Consider the following 17,645-nt stretch of genomic DNA (forward strand, 5'->3'; position numbering starts at 1 on the left):
CTGATTAAGTTACATTGTATGTTAGCAAATACCGCCGATAAAAGCAACCCTCTATTATTCCTGGGGCTGCTTCCGGTCTCAATGTCCGCTTGAATGCTCCAGCAGGATGCGCACACCCCAAGGCTCAAGTTCAAGTTTTTCCTCAGGCTGAACCTCTCTTCCGGACAACAGCTCTGCTGCCGCGCCATGCCGGTACACCATAGACACCGGTTCATCGCTATAATTAAAATAATAGCGTACCCTCTGCTGCTGCCGGTTCACTCCAGTCTTCACAATCAGCGGAAAAGCCAGCTCCTGATCGTGCCCCCATAACCCGGCCTCCTGCGCAGCGGATTTCAGGATGCTGCCGGCCAGCCCGCTGCTTGTCATGCAGCCGATATAGGTTGCCGTACCGTTTCCGAACCTGTTGCGGGTGACGGCCGCATATTCGCCCCAATGAGGATGCTCATAACGGAACAGCACCTCCGCCGTATCCGGTGTAATCAGCTCCATCCATGTATTCACTGCAGGATCTGCCGCACCGGTATCCAGAGCTTCGCTGCGCAGTGTCACCTCATGCGGAGTCACAAACATGCTGTAGCTGATTCCGCAGGCCTCGCTGATGATCCCCGGCTGCTCTGCCGTGCGCACTTTGAGATCTTCATCCGCGAAGCCGGATTTGAAGGAATAGACGGCGTGGCCTCCCTCGCGCACATATTCATTTAAGCGCAGCAGTGCTTCATCCGGAACGGCATAAAGTGCCGGAACAATAATGAGGTTATATCTCGAAAGCCCGGTACAGCCGGGCTGAATGAAGTCGCATTCGATATTCATCCGGTACAGCTCATCGTAAAGCCAGCGAACCACATCATTGTAGTTCCTGCCATCCGGCAGCTTGAACCATTCCATCGCAGTCAGGGCTTCATTGCTGACCATTACCGCAGCCTTGTTATCCTTGCACAGGTCAACCAGCGCCTGGCTTAAGCGGGCAAAATCCCGGCCGATAGTCTTGGCCTCGTTGTATACCGGATTCGGCTTAAAGTCGTGGCTGAGCAGCCCCTTCCAGTAGGTCTCAAACGAATTATGAATGGAATGCCAATGCCAGTAAGCCACCATATTTGCCCCGGAGGCGAGATGGCTGAAGGCCTGGAGCCGCAGCTGGCCCGGATAGGGTGTCCAGTGGGGAAACGCCTGGGCCTGTGTCTCCAATACAAGATAATTGCTGCGCTTCAGGGAACGGGCGATATCCCCTCCGAAGGAGATTTCCGTTCCGGTCAGCTCATGCTGCGAGGGATGGTAAATATCCACTCCGGCGATGTCGAAGGCTTCAGCTGCGGCAAAATGATCCACGGACGGCTGTACGCCATACGAATAGCCGCGCCATTCAAAATCAAAATTCTGTGTGACGAATTGTCCCGGCTGCTTGTACTCGTTCACCAGCGACACCTGCCAGGCAAGAAATTCCGTCACCAGACCGCGCTGGAAACGGGCGAATTCCGCACCCAGGCTGCCGTTGATCGTGCCGACAGCGGACGGAAAGTCCTCCCAGCTGTTAATCCGGTTGCTCCAGTAATCCAGCCCGAACCGGTCATTGATTTCATCCAGTGTTCCATACTTCTGCCGCATATGCTTAACAAACAGCAGCTGCACATTCTCTCCGGCTGTCCCGTAGTGCTTCGTCTCGTTGTCCGTCTGGTAGCCAATGACCGCCGGATGCTTGCTGACCCTGCCGATCAGCTTGCGGATGATCCGCTCCGCATGGAACAGGTAGACCGGGTTCGTTATATCCATGATCTGCCGTGCGCCATACCGGCCGGGACCGTCCGCCGTTACAGCCAGCACTCCGGGATGCTCTTTGACCAGCCATGTGGGAACGGCATAGGTTGGGGTCCCGACAATCACGGAGATTCCTGCGGCATGCATCGCATCCAGCACCCGGTCGACGGAAGTGAAGTCGAATATCCCGTTCTGCGGCTCATGCGTGCTCCAGGTCGATTCGGCGATGCGGACGGTATTGATCCCGGCCTCCAGCATCATAGCAATATCCTCATTCAGCCTCTCATAAGGCATATATTCATCGTAGTAGGCGACGCCGTAACGTAATTGACTCATTACTCTGTTGCTCCTCTCGCTTTAGCCTTTTATTGCCCCTTCGGCAATGCCCTGCATAATAAACTTTTGGAAGAATCCATAGATAACGATCACAGGAAGCGCAGTCAGCACCAGCGCCGCCAGAATCAGCGACCACTCCTTATTGTACTCTCCGAACAGTGTGTTGGTCGATAGAATCAGCGTATATTTGGTAGAGTCGGTGAGCATCAGCAGCGGCAGCAGGAAGTCATTCCAGATCCACAGGAAGTCCAGAATCGCAATGGTTACCGTAATCGGCAGCAAGAGCGGAAAGATGATGCGGAAGAAGGTCTGGAACTCGCCGCAGCCGTCAATCCGTGCCGCTTCCTCAAGCTCGCGGGGGATCGACTTCACAAAGCCGTGGTACAGGAAGATCGCCATGTTCACTCCAAGACCAATGTAGATCACAGCAAGACCGTAGGTGCTGCCGCTGACATGCAGTGCTTTGGCCATCCGTGTAAGCGGAATCATAATCGAATGAAACGGTACCAGCATGGAAGCAATGAATAGCGAGAAGATCGCCGCGCTAAGTCTGCCGGAGGTCCGGGATAATTTGTAACCGGCCAGGGCAGCACAGAAAATGATGCCTCCAATACCAATGACCGAGACAATAACCGAGTTCAGGGTGCTGCTTAGCAGGTTGATTTTGCTAAAAGCCTGGCTGTAGTTCTCAAAGTGCAGCTTGGTCGGCAGCGCCGTGAAGGAAGCGAACATCTCGCCTTGGGTTTTCACGGAATTGATAATCGCCAGATAAATCGGGAAAAAGGACAGGACAGCACCGATACAGAGAAACAGCGTGATGAATAGGTTGGCTCCCTTTCTCAGTCTCATGCTTCCACCTCTTTTCTCTTCATGACACCGATCTGGATAAAGGTGAAGAGCAGGATAATTACGAACAGAATCACCGATTTGGCGCTGGCATATCCGTAGCGGAAGTTGTTGGAGAACGCCTCCTCGTAGATATTCATCGTAATGACCTGTGTACTGCGTCCCGGACCGCCGCCGGTAAGCCCGTATACCACCTCAAATACCTTGAATGCCCCGTTCAACGTAAGGAAAAAACAGATCGTAACCGCATGCGTAATCATCGGCATCGTCACCTTGCGGAACGTCTGGAACGGGCTGGCCCCGTCAATGACGGCAGCTTCCTTCAGGCTTTGCGGCACCCCCTGCAGGGCGGCCAAATATATAATCATCATATAGCCGACGCCATTCCACAGCGATACGATAATGATCGAATAGAAAGAAACGTTGGGATCTCCGATCCACAGCTGGTCCAGGAACGACGCTGCCGTCTTCTCGGCAAGCTGCGGCAGCACTTGGGAGAACACGAAGGTCCACATAAAAGCGCTGATGATGGTGCTGATCATATTCGGCATGAAGAAGATCGTCCGGAAAAAGCCTTTGGTTCTTGTTTTTGTCTCAATGAACACGGCAAGCACAAGTGCGAATACATTTTGCAATACGATCATGAACAGCACGTATTTCAGTGTAAAGAGCAAGGCGTGCACGAAATCCGGGTCCTCGCGCAGCGCTTCAATGAAATTGCCGAGGCCGATAAAAGAATAGTCGCGGTTCAGCCCGTTCCAGTCCGTGAAGCTGTAGTACATGCCGCCGATGGTCGGAATCAGCAGAAACAATGAATAAATGATAAATGCGGGTGCAACGAAAGCAAGCAGCGAAACAACACTCTTATAGCGCTTGACCGGCATAGTATCCGCCCCTCTCCCTCTGTGGTGTGCAAAGCAAACGGGATGGAGGAAGGAGGGCCAGCGCCCCCGGTTTCTTCCATCCCGGACTGTAAAGCTGTTGCTTATTTGTTTACCTTATTGTAGGATTTCCAGGCTTTGTCGAGCGCCTTGAGCACATCATCCTGGCTCATTTGTCCGGCATAATATGCCTGCAGCCCTTTGCCCACCTCATCCTTGACGGATTGCGGAATGGCCGGGTCCTGCACCGACTTGCCAGCTTTGACATAGGTGGTCGCTTCGGTGATCCAAGGATAGCTCTCATAGGTGTGCACCGTGGACACCGGATTGAATTTCATTGCCTGGAATAAGCCGTTGGAGGCTTGATCATCCAGTACATAATTGAGGAAATCAAGCGCAACCTCCTTGTTCTTGCTGGTCGGGGATACCGCGAGCGAAGTCGAGGCGCTGAGATTGATCAGGGTCGCATCCGCATTGTCGCTGATCGGCAGCGGAGCAACACCAAAATCCAGATCCGGGTTCGACTTCAGAATGGTTTCCGCATACCACGGTCCCATCAGCCACATAGCTCCTTTGCCAGCGGCAAATGCCGCCGCACCGTCATCGCCGCCGACTTCGGTGGCCTTCGCCGTGCCGTTTGCGTTGATGAGATCAAACACACCAAAGATCGCGGATTTCATCTCGGTAAAGGAGCCCTCATCCTTGTTCATCTTGTTGACGAATTCAGGGTCCGCAGTTTTCATCATCCCCCCTACAGCCAGCGGAAGCACCAGCTGCGGAATCCATGATTCCTTATAAGAGAGCACGAACGGCGTTATGTTCTTCGCCTTCAGCTTCTCGGTGACGGCCTTCATCTCTGTCAGCGTTGTCGGCGGGGTCAGGCCATTCTCGGCAAATATGGTCTTGTTATAGAGGTAGCCCCAAGACAGGGTTTCCAGCGGAAGCGCCACAACCTTGCCGTCCGTAGTGGTTACAGAGGGCTTCACGCTGTCCAGCAGCTTGCCGACAAAGGGCTGATCTGTCAGGTCTTCGAGGTATCCGGCCTTGTAATAGGATGGAATTTCGTTCACAGCATGGATAGCGAATATATCCGGTGCATCATTGGAGGCCAGGCGCGTCTTCAGAATTTGCGAGGCATTGTCTGCTGTCGGCATTTCGAGCTGTACGGAAACATCAATATTTTTGTCCGCTTTCTCTTTCTTCACGAACTCGGCAATATAATTATCATATTGTTCCTTAAAGCGCGGCTGCGCGATGAACATCTTCAGGGTAACGCTTTTGGCTGTACCGCTGCCTGTATTTCCTTCTTCCGCAGCATTGCTGTTGTTTGTACCGTTGTTGCTGCCGCAGCCGGCCAGCAGTGTGGCGGTGAGGAATGTACAGAGTACACCTTTGGTCATCTTGTTCATGTTGTAAGACCTCCCAATGTCTATGTTTTGTTTACGCTTTCATTGTATCTTTATTATGAAAGCGGTTAATTGGACGGAATTACCCTTTCGGATTGGACATTTTTAAACCGGCTGCTTGCTTGCGCATTTCACCGGGGGCAACGCCGTAATGCTTCTTGAACACTCTGTAGAAATAGCCGACATCCTCATATCCGGCCAGCTCTGCCACCGTCTTGATCGGAATGCTCTCCTCAGCCAGCCATTCCTTTGCCTTCTCCATCCGCAGCTGTAGGATATAATCCGTAACATTACAGCCATACTCCAGCTTGAACACCTTGCTCAAATATTCCTTGCTGACGAAAAAAGCTCTGGCCAGCCCTTCCAGCGTTACCACTTCGGCAAAGTGGGCATTGATATACTGCCGGACCTCATCCAAGTTCAGCTTATTCTTGAACTTGCGCTGTCCGATCAGCTGCTCCAGACTTGTCCCGTAGAGCTGTTTCAGATACGCTGCGGTGTTGCTCCCGGACATCAAAACCTCACGGGGGATCTCCGCCTTCAGGACATCCTCCTCCAGTGTGTTGCTCCGCATAAGCTCCTTCAGCAGCAGCAGCATTTCACTTGCCGCCTGCCGCAGCATCCCCGGTCTGCCAGAGCCTCCCTGCACCAGTTCCTTCTCTATGCCTTCAAGAACAGCATTGACCCCTTCGGGATTCAGCTCATTGAAATGCACCCTCATCAGCTGCTTGTAAGAAGACAGCGAGAAGGATACCTCAATATCGAGGGCATACGGCTCCCGGGCATGGGAGTTCTCCTCCAGCTCCTTCCGGCATTTGCGCAGCACGTCATTCAGTTCCCCCGGATCAATCGGCTTCAGCAAATAATCCACCGCACCGTAGCGGATGGCATTCTGGGCATATTTGAAATCGTCGTAGCCGCTCACTACAATCACTTTAATCTCTGGATAACACTCATGAAGCTGATTCATCAGCTTGACACCGTCCGCACCAGGCATCCGCATATCGGTAATGACAATCTGCGGGGACAGCTCACCGGCCAGGCGCAACGCCTCGCTCCCGTCCTCTGCTTCTCCGGCAATCTCCATGCCCAGTTCATCCCATAAGCCAAACGTCCGCACAATGTCACGGTTCCAGCTCTCATCATCCACCAGCAGCACTTTAAGCATGGTTCGCACCGTCCCTTTCCAGTGGTATTGTTACAGTCACCTTTGTGCCTTGCCCCTGAATGCTATCTAGACCAATCCCGTATTTCCCGCCAAAATGCATCTGAATCCGTGAAGCAACATTGCTTAGGCCAATCCGCTCCCCATGCGTCCATAAATCGCCGCTGCGCCGCTCCAGTCTTCCCCGCAGCTCCGCCAGCTTATCCGGCTGCAGCCCGATCCCGTTGTCACAGATGGTAATGACCGTGTCCTCCCCTTCACAAGTTACCTTGACCTCCAGCACCCAGGGACCCGACTGCTGTTCCAGCCCATGAAAAAAAGCATTCTCGACAATCGGCTGCAGGCTCAGCTTCGGAATCAGACTGTCCGTCGCCTGCTCATCCACTTCGATCGCATAGCTGAGCCGGGCCGCGAAGCGCTGCTGCTGGATCTGCATATAATTGTTCAGATGGTTCAGCTCCGCCTGCAACGGGGCCAAGTCCTCAGGCTCGCGGATGATGTAGCGGAACATGTCGCTGAGCGATCTCAGCACCCCGTAGCTTTCCGCCGGGCTGTTCTTGAACAGCATGCTGCCGATCATCTGCAAGGTGTTCTGCAGGAAATGCGGATTAATCTGCGCCTGCAGTGCTTTAAGCTCGGCACTCTTTTTCTCCAGGCCGATAACATATTCCGTCCGGATATGCTCGCGGATGCGGTACGACATCTGGTACAGCTTCGTCTCCAGAAGGCCAATTTCATCGACCCGGTTGCTGAGCCGCACTTCACGCTCCTTCATTAAGCCGAAGCCCTGGATGGACCGGGCCAGACTGACGATTGGCGTCGCCAGCCTCCAGGCCAGAATGACGGCGAGCAATATCGCCACGACCACGGTAATGGCGCCTACAATCAATCCAAAGTTCATGGTCGCCAGCGCACTCTGGTTAATGAAGCTGTTCGGAATAACGGTGACCAGCTTGAGACCCACTGGATCAATCGTATTGTAGAACACATAGGCCTGGTCACCGCGGAAAAAGCCCTGTGCCTCACCGGTGCCAGCAACCCGGTCCAGAATGGCTTCCGAAGGAGTCACTCCCCAGGGCTGGTACAGCACCTTGCCGTCGCTACTAGCGATAAATACCGTATGATCGTTGCCCCGGCCTAATAGATTCAGCGTCTGATCCAGTACACCCCAGCGGATTTCCAGGGAGATGCCTCCGAGCTTCTCCTGGTTCTCAAACCGGTTAATGCTGCGGATCAGCTGGAATTTCCCGTTGTCGTTGCCGCCAACGGCTATTGTGAAATCCTTGTTTTGCTCAAAAAGCAGCTTATACGGAGCAGGAATTCCGGCTGTTGAGGCAATGTCACTCTGCGAGGCGTTGATAGTAAACAGCTTGTTATATTCTTTCAGATACAGTTCCACCCCCACCACATGATTGCCCGCAGAGTAGAACAGATTCGTCAGCGTATCAATAATGTTCCGCTGTGCGGCAAATTGGCTGGACAGGCTGGACTCCTCTACATTCGCAAGGTATTCGCTCAGGTGGGGGCTGATCAGCACGGTATAGATCAGATTATTAAGCTGGGCGAACTGGTCACCCAGATAGACACCGGTCCATTTCATATTGGAAAGATTCGTGCTGATGACCTCGGCCTCCATTGACCGGCGGCTGTTCTCGGCTGCCAGTGCTGTAATCGTCACAATCGGCACAACAGCGAGGATAATCATAGTCAGAATAAGCTTATTGCGGATACTGCGGCGGAAAGACTCAGTAAGTTTCATGATCCAACCGGCAACCCTCATTGCTGCACCAACCTCCAAGTTTCACTTGCCATAGTTTGCCCAAGTCAGAATGGAATTTTCTTGGGTTCAACAATTCATGTTAAGTGTTGAATGCTTTAAATTATTTTATCTTAACAAAAAACTAACGCCCCGCGAAGAATGGACGTTAGTTTAAGGAGAATGCCCCGTTAACTAAGGACAAACGTATGGAAGGATTCCGGTTCAAGCTCCAGGGAGTACGACGAGGAACCACTATGCAAGTGCAGCATCCGCCGTTCCTTGAATGGATTGGTCAGAACGAGCGTGATCCCGCCCAGCGGTGTCCGGAAAGCAACGGCATGGCCGCTCCACGGACCTTTAAGCCCTACTCTTACTGAACCAGGGACGGCAAAACGGGAGAAATGCTTCATCACGTAATACTCCGGATTCACGGTCGCTTGTCTTTGGCCGGGGTCAATGGTCAGCAGGGAATTCTGCTCCCAGCCCCAAGTGCTCCTTCCCTTGGGTTCAAGCACCATGTTCCAATAGATATAAGCGTTCACACCGTTCATGAAATAATGCTGGTACAGGTTAAATACATATCTCGCATAAAACCACGTGTTTTTGCCATCGCCGCATTCATTTTCGGTCTGCATATACCGCAGCTCCGGGTAACTCTGCACGGTGCGTTGGATGGCATATTTGCCGGCCCATTGATAACCTACGCCCTTGATATATTTATAGGCTTCGGGATCACCGAGCACCACCCCGGCGAAGGCATCATGATCGCTTGATTTAGCTTTAAGCCACTCATCCCATGGCTCCGGGGCATTGATCGTCCCCAGCCAAATTTCCGTCTCCAGCCCATGCTTCTCGAATGCCGGGCCAAGGTAGTCGCGGATGAAGATCCTCAGCTGCTCCCCGGTCCAGACGCAGGAAGGAAACTTCTGGTCGGCAACCACCTCATTCTGCACATGCACCTGATGAATCGTTATGCCTTCTGCACGGTAGGCTTCCACGAACTTCACGAAATAAAGGGCGTATGCTTCAAGAACTTGCGGCTCCCAGCGTAGTGTTCCATAGTTATACGCTTTGGGGAACTTCATCCATGTCGGCGGGCTCCAGGGGGACGCGAACAGCTTGAGGTCCGGGTTCAGCTGCAGGGCTTCCTTGATGTAGGGAATCAGCATCTGCCGGTCACGCTCAATGGAGAAATGCTCCATGGCGTAGTCTCCGTCATACTCGTTCAGGCTGTACCATTCCAGCGCATAATCGCTGGCTCCAATCGGCAGGCGGCAGATGCTGAACCGCTGCTCCCCTTCGGGATGGAACAACTCATGCATCAGCACCGCCCGTTCTTCCTCCGGCAGATGCCCCAGCGCCACAAAGCCCAATTCGTTAAAGCAGCCGCCGAAGCCTTCCAGCGTCTGGAACGTCTCTGCGGTAACGGTCAGATTCGCGGCCGTCCCGGCTTGTTCTGGACCAGGACCAGGGATGTTTTGGGCCATCCAAGGTGCTTTTTCCGTGCTGGCAAACCATTTCTGAATTGTATCAGCCATATTATAAGTTCCTCCATTGGTGTAGTTTGGAGCTGTATTTGTTTTTAAATGATTACGCTTTCATTATATCTCGGGTCATTCATAATGGAATTGGATAATCCGGCAATCACGGATTGGATTATTTTAACCTGTCAAAAGGCAGCGGCCTCATAACGGGGCGCTGCCTTTTCTATTCCTAACAGGTTATGTCTTCCTGCCAGTGATTCGGCAGGCGGCGATTATTGCTCTGCAACCAGCGCGTTCAATTCCCGCAAATCTTCGGCCAAATCAGCCTCGGTATATTTCCCTTGGCCAAAGCCGATCATCGCACGCAGCGGCATATATTTCATCATGGCAAGGAACATTTCCGGATTATCATCCATTGCATCTTCCAGGCCAAAGATACTGCTGTAATTCTTTGCTTTTTCCGCAGTCAACGGATTTTCCAGCAAATCGCCTACCGTGGTGTTGCGGTGGAAACTTACCGTAATCTTCGTTGTCGAAGTTACCGTAAGTGGAGCGGAGAGCCGGATATCCCGCGATGAAGAGCCTACGGCAATATTGAACGTTCCGCTTTCCACATGCCAGTCCGCCAGCTTCACGTTGTAATAGGCAAAAGCACGCTTATTCAGGGTGAAGGAGACTTCACGCTGTTCCCCCGGCTGCAGCTCCAGCTTCTGGAAGCCTTTAAGCTCCTGCAGCGGGCGGATGACACTGCTCTCCACGTCACTGACATAGAGCTGAACCACCTCTTTGCCTGTCCGGCTGCCTGTATTTTTGACATTGACCGTCACCTGGACAACATCCGTATCCCTGATACTGCTCTTGTCCAGTTTCAGACCGCTGTACTCGAATTGCGTATAGCTGAGTCCAAAGCCGAACGGGAACAGCGGCTCGATTTCTTTTTTATCATAATAGCGGTAGCCGACGAACAGACCTTCCTTATATTCCACCGTATCGCCTTCACCGGGGAAATTGAGGAAGGAAGGATTGTCGCTCAGCTTCTGCGGGAAGGTCTCGGCCAGTTTGCCGCTTGGGCTTACTTCACCGAAGAGCAGATCGGCAATTGCACCGCCAAAAGCCTGCCCGCCCAGATAACCTTCCAGAACGGCCTTCGTATGATTCAGCCAAGGCATCTCAATCGGGGAGCCGTTGCTCAGCACCACGATAATTTGGTCTTGAACTTCAGCCACCGCCTTGATCAGCGCCTTATGGCTCTCAGGCAGCGACAGATGACTGCGGTCATACCCCTCCGATTCATAGCTGTCAGGCAGTCCAAGGAACAACACCGCAGCATCTGCGCCTTGCGCCGTTTCCTGTGCTTCCTTCAGCAGAGCACTATTGATTTCATCGCTGTTCAAATCATATCCCTGTGCATACAGGAAGCTTGCAGAATCGCCCGCCACCGCCTGCATTTCGGCAAAAGCATCATCCAGCCTCGTCGGATTGACATGCGAGCTGCCTCCGCCCTGGTAACGCGGCTTTTTGGCGAATTCGCCGATAATGGCAAGCGTTCCGCTCTTGGCAAGCGGCAGAATATTGTCTTCGTTTCTCAGCAGCACCATACTTTCCCGGGCCACCTTCCGCGCCAGCGCATGATGCTGCTCCAGATCGAACGTTGCATTCTCCTTGCGGTTCTCCACTCTTTTGAAAATAAAGGACAGCAGCCGCTCCACAGCTTTATCCAGCGTTTCCATGGACAGCTCCCCGCTGTTCACTGCGGCCACGATTTTGGCATCACCAATGCCTCCGCTTGACGGCATCTCCAACTCAAGCCCGGCCTGCAGCGCCTTCACCCGTTCATTGACCGCTCCCCAGTCGGACACGACGAAGCCCTCAAAGCCCCATTCCTCTCTAAGCACCTTCGTCAGCAGTGTTTCACTTTCGGAAGCGTATTCACCATTCAGCTGATTATAAGAGCACATTACACTCCATGGCTGACTTTGTGTCACTGCGCCTTCGAAGCTGGCCAGGTAAATTTCCCGCAGCGTCCGCTCATCAATGATGGCATTCGTAGACATTCTGCGGTGCTCCTGATTGTTGGCGGCAAAATACTTCAGCGAGGTGCCCACGCCCTGGCTTTGCACTCCTTGGATATGGCTGGCGCCCATTTCCGATGATAGATAAGGGTCTTCCGAGAAATATTCGAAGTTTCGCCCGTTCAGCGGGGAACGTTTAATATTGGTTCCCGGTCCAAGCAGGACCGCTACATCCTCCGCCTGGCATTCCTCGCCGAGCGCCTTGCCGACCTCATGAATCAGCTCACGGTCCCAGGAAGATGCAAGCCCGGCTGCGGATGGAAAACAGGTTGCCGGTACACTATTATGAAGTCCGAGATGGTCGGCGCTCCCTTGTTGCTTCCGCAGTCCATGGGGACCGTCGGTTAGCATCAAAGAGGGAATGCCCAGCCGCCCGATGCCTTTCGTGTGCCAAAAATCCAGCCCGGAGCAAAGTCCGGCCTTTTCTTCCAGTGTCATTTGCGAAATGAGGTTTGAAATGTGAGTTGTCATCATATGCCTCCTCGAAATAGGTTTTTCTACTCCCATTCTAATATACTTCAACCCGCATTTATGGTATTACTATTGTATTATTGGTATTTTCATTGGATCAGGAGGTGGATGGATGAAGATGTTTGACTACCTGGAGGAAACAGAGGGATTGCAATACATCTGCAAATTAATCTACGAAGCTTACCGGATTCCGGTCTGCTGGCTGGACACTGCAGGCAACCTTCAACTGGCGCTCCCTCCTTCTATGGAAGAACGGCCGGCTGCGCCCACCCACACCGGTATGCTGGCCGAAATTGCGGAGTTCGTCTCTGGACTAGAGCACAACCATCCCCGAAACACCGGGGGGACTTCCTTTTTGCCGTATCTGCACACTACCGGTTTTCTGGAAAATTTCATTATGCTTAAGCTGCCTGCAGAGCTTGGGACTGGCGGAACGATAATACTCGGCCCTTCACTGGCCGCTTCAATGACCGAGGCTACTGTAGCCAGCCTGATGAATGACCACAACCTCCCGCTTAGCCATGTGGAAGAGTGGCTTCAGTATTACCGCGGCCTGCCGGTGCTGAGCCGGACGAGATGGTACCATGCCGCCCTGCTGCTGTACTCACTGGTCAACGGACAAGCCCTTTCGGTCACGGATTTGCTGCTTGCCTCTACTCATCATGAGCCTGTGCAGCATACGGAAAGCCGTTCGGATCTCAATCACTCCTACCGGCGCGAGAACACCTGGCTGCATCATGAGCCGATGCTCGAACAGGAGATGTTCCGCCATATCGCAATCGGAGACAAAGCAGGACTCCTGCGCTCCCAAGCCTCCTTCTCCGAGGAAAGCTTCGGGCGGCTCTCCAAGAAAAGCCAGCTGCGCAGCAAAAAAAATCTGGCCATCTCCTCCATCACACTGGCAACCCGGGCCGCGATCGACGGGGGCCTGTTCTGGGAAATCGCCTATACGCTGAGCGACTTCCACATTCAGCATATCGAAGAACTGAAGGATATTCCCGCCGTTGACAAAGCCCAGCTCGCGGCTCTGTGCGATTTCGCCGATCATGTGCGCGACAACCGCCGATCAAAGCTGTCCCGCACTTCTGCACTATGCCAGAACTATATTTTCAACCACATGTACGAGGAGCTTACTCTGAACAAATTAGCTGAGGTGGCCGGGCTGAATGCCAGCTATCTCTCTCAGCTGTTCAAGAAGGAGAATGGAATTTCTGTCAGCGATTATATCCAGCGGGAGCGGATTGAGGAGGCCAAGCGGCTGATCGAGCTGCCCGGGGTCACGTTGTCGGATATCGCCACCCGGCTTCATTTCAACGACCAGAGCTATTTCACGAAAGTCTTTAAGAAATATACCGGAGTAACACCCAGGCAGTTCCGGCATGACCGCTGAATTATCTACTAGATGTGCCATTCTCTTGTGCAATTAAGGTGCAGAGCTGCAATAATATGGTACAATCTTGGTAAGAAACCTTGAAGGAGCGATTACTTTGGGCATCGGCATTGTTTTTATTGGTGTGTTAGTGTATATCGTCGTCCAGGCGGTTATCCGTGATAACGGCAGGAAACACGGCGGCAGCAACCGGCTGCGGAACCGAAACAACTCGGCTGACAATTATTTCTTCCCCGGCGCGGATCCAAATCTCTTTACGGGCGACAACGACAACAACAATCACACCCGCAATCACCATGACGGAAACAGCGGGAACGGCGGTCATCACGATCGCAGTCATGGCGGCAGCAGCTGGGACAGTCATCATGGCGGGCATGGAGGCTGGGATGGCGGCGGTCATAGTCACGGCGGAGGCTGGGATGGCGGCGGCCATAGCAGCGGTGGCGATTCCGGCGGTGGTGGCGATTCTGGCGGTGGCGGCGGTGGTGGGGGCGATTAAGCTTGCCTCCAACTACATAATGTGCAAAAAGAACCCACAGGCGTTAGCCGTGGGTTCTTTTTTTACCCTATTGAATTACACCGCCATGAAACATACATTCATAGACTTTAATGTCTCCTGCCCATATTTCCTCGTAACCGCTGAACCATCCGAAATCACCATCAACCTTACAGTTATAAGTGAACCTGTCCTTTGAATAACTATCAGGTCCCCTGAAAGGTTTATTCTGGGGTACTTGCAGCAGTGCTTCCTTCAAGAAATCTCCACTAAAGCCCTCAGCGATTATGCGGCCAGCATAATTCATCGCCCAAATAGGAGTGCCGTCTTCCCATAACGCTTCTTCCCCAGCGAACTTTTCGGAACCCAGGTAGGTATCAATATACCGCAAATTCCCTCTAGCAAACTCCAAATCATGTGATTCTGGACGGGACGGGGATAATTCCGGGCCCTTTCCTGCGTACGTTGCTTTCTTAGCCTCCAATAGAAAATCAATCATTCCTGTCATTCAGATCAACCTCCTCCGACTCATTATTCCAACCTCCTCATAATAGAACACAAGTTCCCATTTAACAACCTATATTTTTACACTTACTCAAGCTTAACTTGCCTTCCGCAGCAGTAAAAAGCCCCGAGTTTCTGAAATTCAGAAACTCGGGGCCTTTGCATACCCGATATAAGATTATACCCAATTACGTTTTGTTAGCTGGAGCTACACGGAAAAATGGAAGCGGCTGAGCAGCACCTCGCCTTTAAAGACCAGATACACATCGTTTCCGCCAGCTTCAATTTCAGCTTGCACAGATAATGTTTGCCACTGTTGCAGGCTTTCGCCCGCCGGAACCTCAAGGGTCGCCGCCAGTTGTCCTGCCGGGCCTTCTGTTCTGACCTCAATGCTGCCGCCGGTCACGGAGGATACGAGCGCGTGGAACGTTGCGGTACCTTGACCGAACTCCACATCTTTGAAGGCGATCCATGCTCCTTCACCTGCCGGATGGACAGAAGCGCCGCCCGCCTTGCATTCATCCAGATATACCGCTTCATAGTCGTCATAGTTCTCGGCTTTGACCGTCGCATAGAGATTGCGGGCCGGAATCGTTTCGCCATGCACTTTGATCTGGGCGGTCAATTGAATATCACTTGAAGAGCGGCCGATCATGACGGCATATTCGCCGTTTTCAACACAGTATTGTTCACGCGTTACATCCCAGAAAGCCAGCTCGGCAACCGGCAACGTGAATTCCACTGTTTGCGTATGTCCTGCGGCAAGCCGGATCTTTTGGAACCCCTTCAGCTGCTTCAGTGGACGTTTGACTCTGGAAGACAAGGACTGCACGTATAATTGAACGACCTCGTCGCCATCCACGGAACCGGTATTCTCAAGCTGAACGGACAGGCTGATCGTTCCGTCCTGCTCCACTTCCCTGGCAGCCAGCGACAGGCTGTTATAAGATACCTGTGCGTAGCTCAGGCCATGGCCGAACGGATACAGCGGCTCACCATCGAAGTACATGTACGTTCTTTTGCCTTTAATAATGTCGTAATCCATCAGCGGAGGAAGCTGATCCACCGACCGGTACCAGGTCATATTCAGCTTACCGGACGGGCTGTAGTCGCCGAACAGCACATCGGCTACCGCGTTGCCCAGCTCTTGCCCGCTGTGGGAAGTATAGAGGACCGCCGGGATATGCTCATCAATCCATGTGGAAGTAATCGGATAACTTCCGACAATAACCACCACTGTATTAGGATTGGCTTCATACACAGCCTTAACCAGATTCTCCTGCTCTTCCGGCAGGACGATATCCGGTCTGTCGATCTCTTCCTTGCCGTTCAGGAGCGGATGATTGCCGACGAATACAACGGCAACTTCTGCGGCTTTCGCGGCTTCAACCGCAGCCTCAACTCCGTTTACAACGATATTTTTGCGGAATGTATTGTCCAGCGCTACGGTATCCTGATCGGCCACACGGAGGGTTCCGTCTTCGGCATGGATCGAGATCGGCTTGTCATTCCAGGTCCGCAGGCTGACTGTACCTTCGGCTTCCGGTACAACATTCAGTGCTTCCTTCACATACCAGCCATAGATTTCATCCGCGGAAGCCGTCAGTGTATCGGCGTCGCTAAGGGTGACATATTGTCCCCGGCTTGTAGCTTCAAGAGTGTTGCTCGTCCAGCCCCAGGCCGTATGGCGGAACAATTCTCCGCGCTCCTTAGTCTCATGTTGCACTGCCAGTCTGCCGTCCTCGCCGGTGATTCCTACGGCTTGGCCTGTTGCCGCCGAAGTCAGGATGATCCGGTCATCGCCGCTTTCGAACGATACCTGTTTGCCTGCAAGCTTCTTGGTTACTCCCTGCAGAGGTGTGACAGCATAAGGCTGGGTGCCGGAATACCAGTCTCTGAAAGCTTCGTCCCCGAGCGGACCGATGACCGCAACTTTGGACAACTCTTTCGGGTTCAGCGGAAGCGTACTGTTCTCATTCTTCAGCAGTACAATAGACTGCTTCGCAGCTTCCAGCGACAACTCGCCATGCTCCTTGCTGAGGATGACGGAATCGTCGATTGCCGCATACGGATTGCCTTCTTCAGGATCGAACTCACCCAGAAGGAACCGGACACGGAATGTGTTGAACAGCGCACGGTCCAGATCTTCCTCGGCAAGCAGCCCTTCAGCCAGTGCTTCATGAATAACCTTGATCGTCTCCGCCGTTTCTTCTGTCACGCTGTCGATCCCGTTTTTGATCGATTCAGCCATTGACTGGGCGAATGACTCATAATATTTATGATCCTTCACAATACCGAACAAATCCCCGGCATCGCTTACAATAAAGCCGTCCATTTCCCATTCGCCTTTGACAATATCCATCACCGCAGGATGCAGGATGACCGGTACGCCATTAAGCGAGTTGTAGGCGGTCATCATGGACTTAGCGCCGCCTTCCTTGAAGGCAGGCTTAAAGGCTTCCAGATAATATTCACGCATATTTCTCGGATCAATGCTCGACGAGTCAACGCCGCGGTTGATTTCATTATTATTGCCGAGGAAATGCTTAAGTGTTGCTACCGCTTTCAAATACTTGGGATGATCGCCTTGGATCCCCTGCACCAGTGAGGTACTGAGGCGTCCGGTTAATTCCGGATCTTCTCCGTATGCCTCTTCCGTGCGGCCCCAGCGCGGATCACGTTCCATATCCACCGTAGGTGCCCATAGTGTCAATCCGTTAACGGTCGGATTCTTCTTGTAGAACGCTCTCGCCTCGTCACCGATGGCTGAGCCGATCTTTTTCAAGAGTTCCGGATTCCAGGTGCAGGCCAATCCGCTGACCTGAGGAAAAGCAGTTGCCTTGCCCAGCCACGAAATCCCGTGTGCCCCTTCCGTACCATGTTTATAGGCTCCTACGCCCAAGCGCTCTACAGCGGCTTGATATTGCGGCATCAGGTTTACCTTTTCATCCAGAGTCAATCTGGAGATCAGATCTTGCACGCGTTCATTTACAGGTAAATCCGTCTGCTGATATGGGTATGTAGCTGTTTCCATTAGTAGTTCACTCCTTCAATCTTTGTGATAACGGTTTCATCGTAGC

Annotated in this window: 12 protein-coding genes; 2 read left to right on the plus strand and 10 right to left on the minus strand. The window is 52.7% G+C overall.

The window, feature by feature from the left end; all coding sequences use genetic code 11:
* Positions 1-78: 78 nt before the first annotated feature.
* From NYE29_RS01490 to NYE29_RS01525, 8 genes are all read right to left on the minus strand, one after another.
* Entirely contained in the window at positions 79-2,091 is a 2,013-nt protein-coding gene (locus NYE29_RS01490) for a beta-galactosidase (RefSeq protein WP_340894002.1), read from the minus strand.
* Between the two features lie 21 nt (positions 2,092-2,112).
* On the minus strand, positions 2,113-2,940 hold the full coding sequence (locus tag NYE29_RS01495) for a carbohydrate ABC transporter permease (RefSeq protein WP_038587845.1): 828 nt from the start codon (positions 2,938-2,940) through the stop codon (positions 2,113-2,115).
* Positions 2,937-3,821 carry a carbohydrate ABC transporter permease gene (locus tag NYE29_RS01500; protein WP_076110501.1) on the minus strand — a complete coding sequence of 295 codons (885 nt, stop codon included), beginning with the start codon at positions 3,819-3,821 and terminating at the stop codon, positions 2,937-2,939. The genes NYE29_RS01495 and NYE29_RS01500 overlap by 4 nt, the downstream gene beginning before the upstream one ends.
* A gap of 101 nt (positions 3,822-3,922) precedes the next feature.
* The gene (locus NYE29_RS01505; protein ID WP_340894005.1) at positions 3,923-5,227 is read right to left on the minus strand and encodes an ABC transporter substrate-binding protein; all 1,305 of its coding nucleotides are present in this window, start codon (positions 5,225-5,227) and stop codon (positions 3,923-3,925) included.
* A gap of 79 nt (positions 5,228-5,306) precedes the next feature.
* Positions 5,307-6,392 carry a response regulator transcription factor gene (locus NYE29_RS01510; protein WP_340894006.1) on the minus strand — a complete coding sequence of 362 codons (1,086 nt, stop codon included), beginning with the start codon at positions 6,390-6,392 and terminating at the stop codon, positions 5,307-5,309.
* Positions 6,385-8,148: a sensor histidine kinase gene (locus NYE29_RS01515; protein ID WP_340894007.1), complete on the minus strand. Its 1,764-nt coding sequence runs from the start codon at positions 8,146-8,148 to the stop codon at positions 6,385-6,387. The genes NYE29_RS01510 and NYE29_RS01515 overlap by 8 nt, the downstream gene beginning before the upstream one ends.
* Positions 8,149-8,336: 188 nt before the next feature.
* Positions 8,337-9,686 (minus strand): glycoside hydrolase family 30 protein, encoded by a 1,350-nt coding sequence (locus tag NYE29_RS01520; protein WP_445322146.1) that lies wholly within the window; start codon positions 9,684-9,686, stop codon positions 8,337-8,339.
* Positions 9,687-9,904: 218 nt separating this feature from the next.
* On the minus strand, positions 9,905-12,175 hold the full coding sequence (locus NYE29_RS01525; RefSeq protein ID WP_340894009.1) for a glycoside hydrolase family 3 C-terminal domain-containing protein: 2,271 nt from the start codon (positions 12,173-12,175) through the stop codon (positions 9,905-9,907).
* Between the two features lie 112 nt (positions 12,176-12,287).
* Between NYE29_RS01525 and NYE29_RS01530 the strand changes: the two genes are divergently transcribed.
* Both NYE29_RS01530 and NYE29_RS01535 read left to right on the plus strand, forming a co-directional pair.
* The gene (locus NYE29_RS01530) at positions 12,288-13,565 is read left to right on the plus strand and encodes a helix-turn-helix domain-containing protein (RefSeq protein WP_340894011.1); all 1,278 of its coding nucleotides are present in this window, start codon (positions 12,288-12,290) and stop codon (positions 13,563-13,565) included.
* A 67-nt stretch (positions 13,566-13,632) separates the two neighbouring features.
* The gene (locus NYE29_RS01535) at positions 13,633-14,064 is read left to right on the plus strand and encodes a hypothetical protein (protein ID WP_340894012.1); all 432 of its coding nucleotides are present in this window, start codon (positions 13,633-13,635) and stop codon (positions 14,062-14,064) included.
* A gap of 67 nt (positions 14,065-14,131) precedes the next feature.
* Here NYE29_RS01535 and NYE29_RS01540 read toward each other — a convergent pair whose 3' ends face one another.
* On the minus strand, positions 14,132-14,569 hold the full coding sequence (locus tag NYE29_RS01540; protein ID WP_076110494.1) for a DUF5680 domain-containing protein: 438 nt from the start codon (positions 14,567-14,569) through the stop codon (positions 14,132-14,134).
* Between the two features lie 204 nt (positions 14,570-14,773).
* Positions 14,774-17,599, minus strand: a complete 2,826-nt coding sequence (locus NYE29_RS01545; protein ID WP_340894013.1) for a glycoside hydrolase family 3 protein — start codon at positions 17,597-17,599, stop codon at positions 14,774-14,776.
* Between the last annotated feature and the right edge of the window lie 46 nt (positions 17,600-17,645).

The organism is Paenibacillus sp. FSL M7-1046, assembly GCF_038007405.1.
Taxonomy (GTDB): domain Bacteria; phylum Bacillota; class Bacilli; order Paenibacillales; family Paenibacillaceae; genus Paenibacillus_AQ.

Bases quoted from the DNA above. Each gene is read 5' to 3' on its own strand.
- NYE29_RS01505 (WP_340894005.1), bottom strand. From the start codon at position 5,227: ATGAACAAGATGACCAAAGGTGTACTCTGTACATTCCTCACCGCCACA.
- NYE29_RS01500 (WP_076110501.1), bottom strand. From the start codon at position 3,821: ATGCCGGTCAAGCGCTATAAGAGTGTTGTTTCGCTGCTTGCTTTCGTT.
- NYE29_RS01545 (WP_340894013.1), bottom strand. From the start codon at position 17,599: ATGGAAACAGCTACATACCCATATCAGCAGACGGATTTACCTGTAAAT.
- NYE29_RS01510 (WP_340894006.1), bottom strand. From the start codon at position 6,392: ATGCTTAAAGTGCTGCTGGTGGATGATGAGAGCTGGAACCGTGACATT.
- NYE29_RS01495 (WP_038587845.1), bottom strand. From the start codon at position 2,940: ATGAGACTGAGAAAGGGAGCCAACCTATTCATCACGCTGTTTCTCTGT.
- NYE29_RS01520 (WP_445322146.1), bottom strand. From the start codon at position 9,686: ATGGCTGATACAATTCAGAAATGGTTTGCCAGCACGGAAAAAGCACCT.
- NYE29_RS01490 (WP_340894002.1), bottom strand. From the start codon at position 2,091: ATGAGTCAATTACGTTACGGCGTCGCCTACTACGATGAATATATGCCT.
- NYE29_RS01540 (WP_076110494.1), bottom strand. From the start codon at position 14,569: ATGACAGGAATGATTGATTTTCTATTGGAGGCTAAGAAAGCAACGTAC.
- NYE29_RS01525 (WP_340894009.1), bottom strand. From the start codon at position 12,175: ATGACAACTCACATTTCAAACCTCATTTCGCAAATGACACTGGAAGAA.
- NYE29_RS01515 (WP_340894007.1), bottom strand. From the start codon at position 8,148: ATGAAACTTACTGAGTCTTTCCGCCGCAGTATCCGCAATAAGCTTATT.
- NYE29_RS01530 (WP_340894011.1), top strand. From the start codon at position 12,288: ATGAAGATGTTTGACTACCTGGAGGAAACAGAGGGATTGCAATACATC.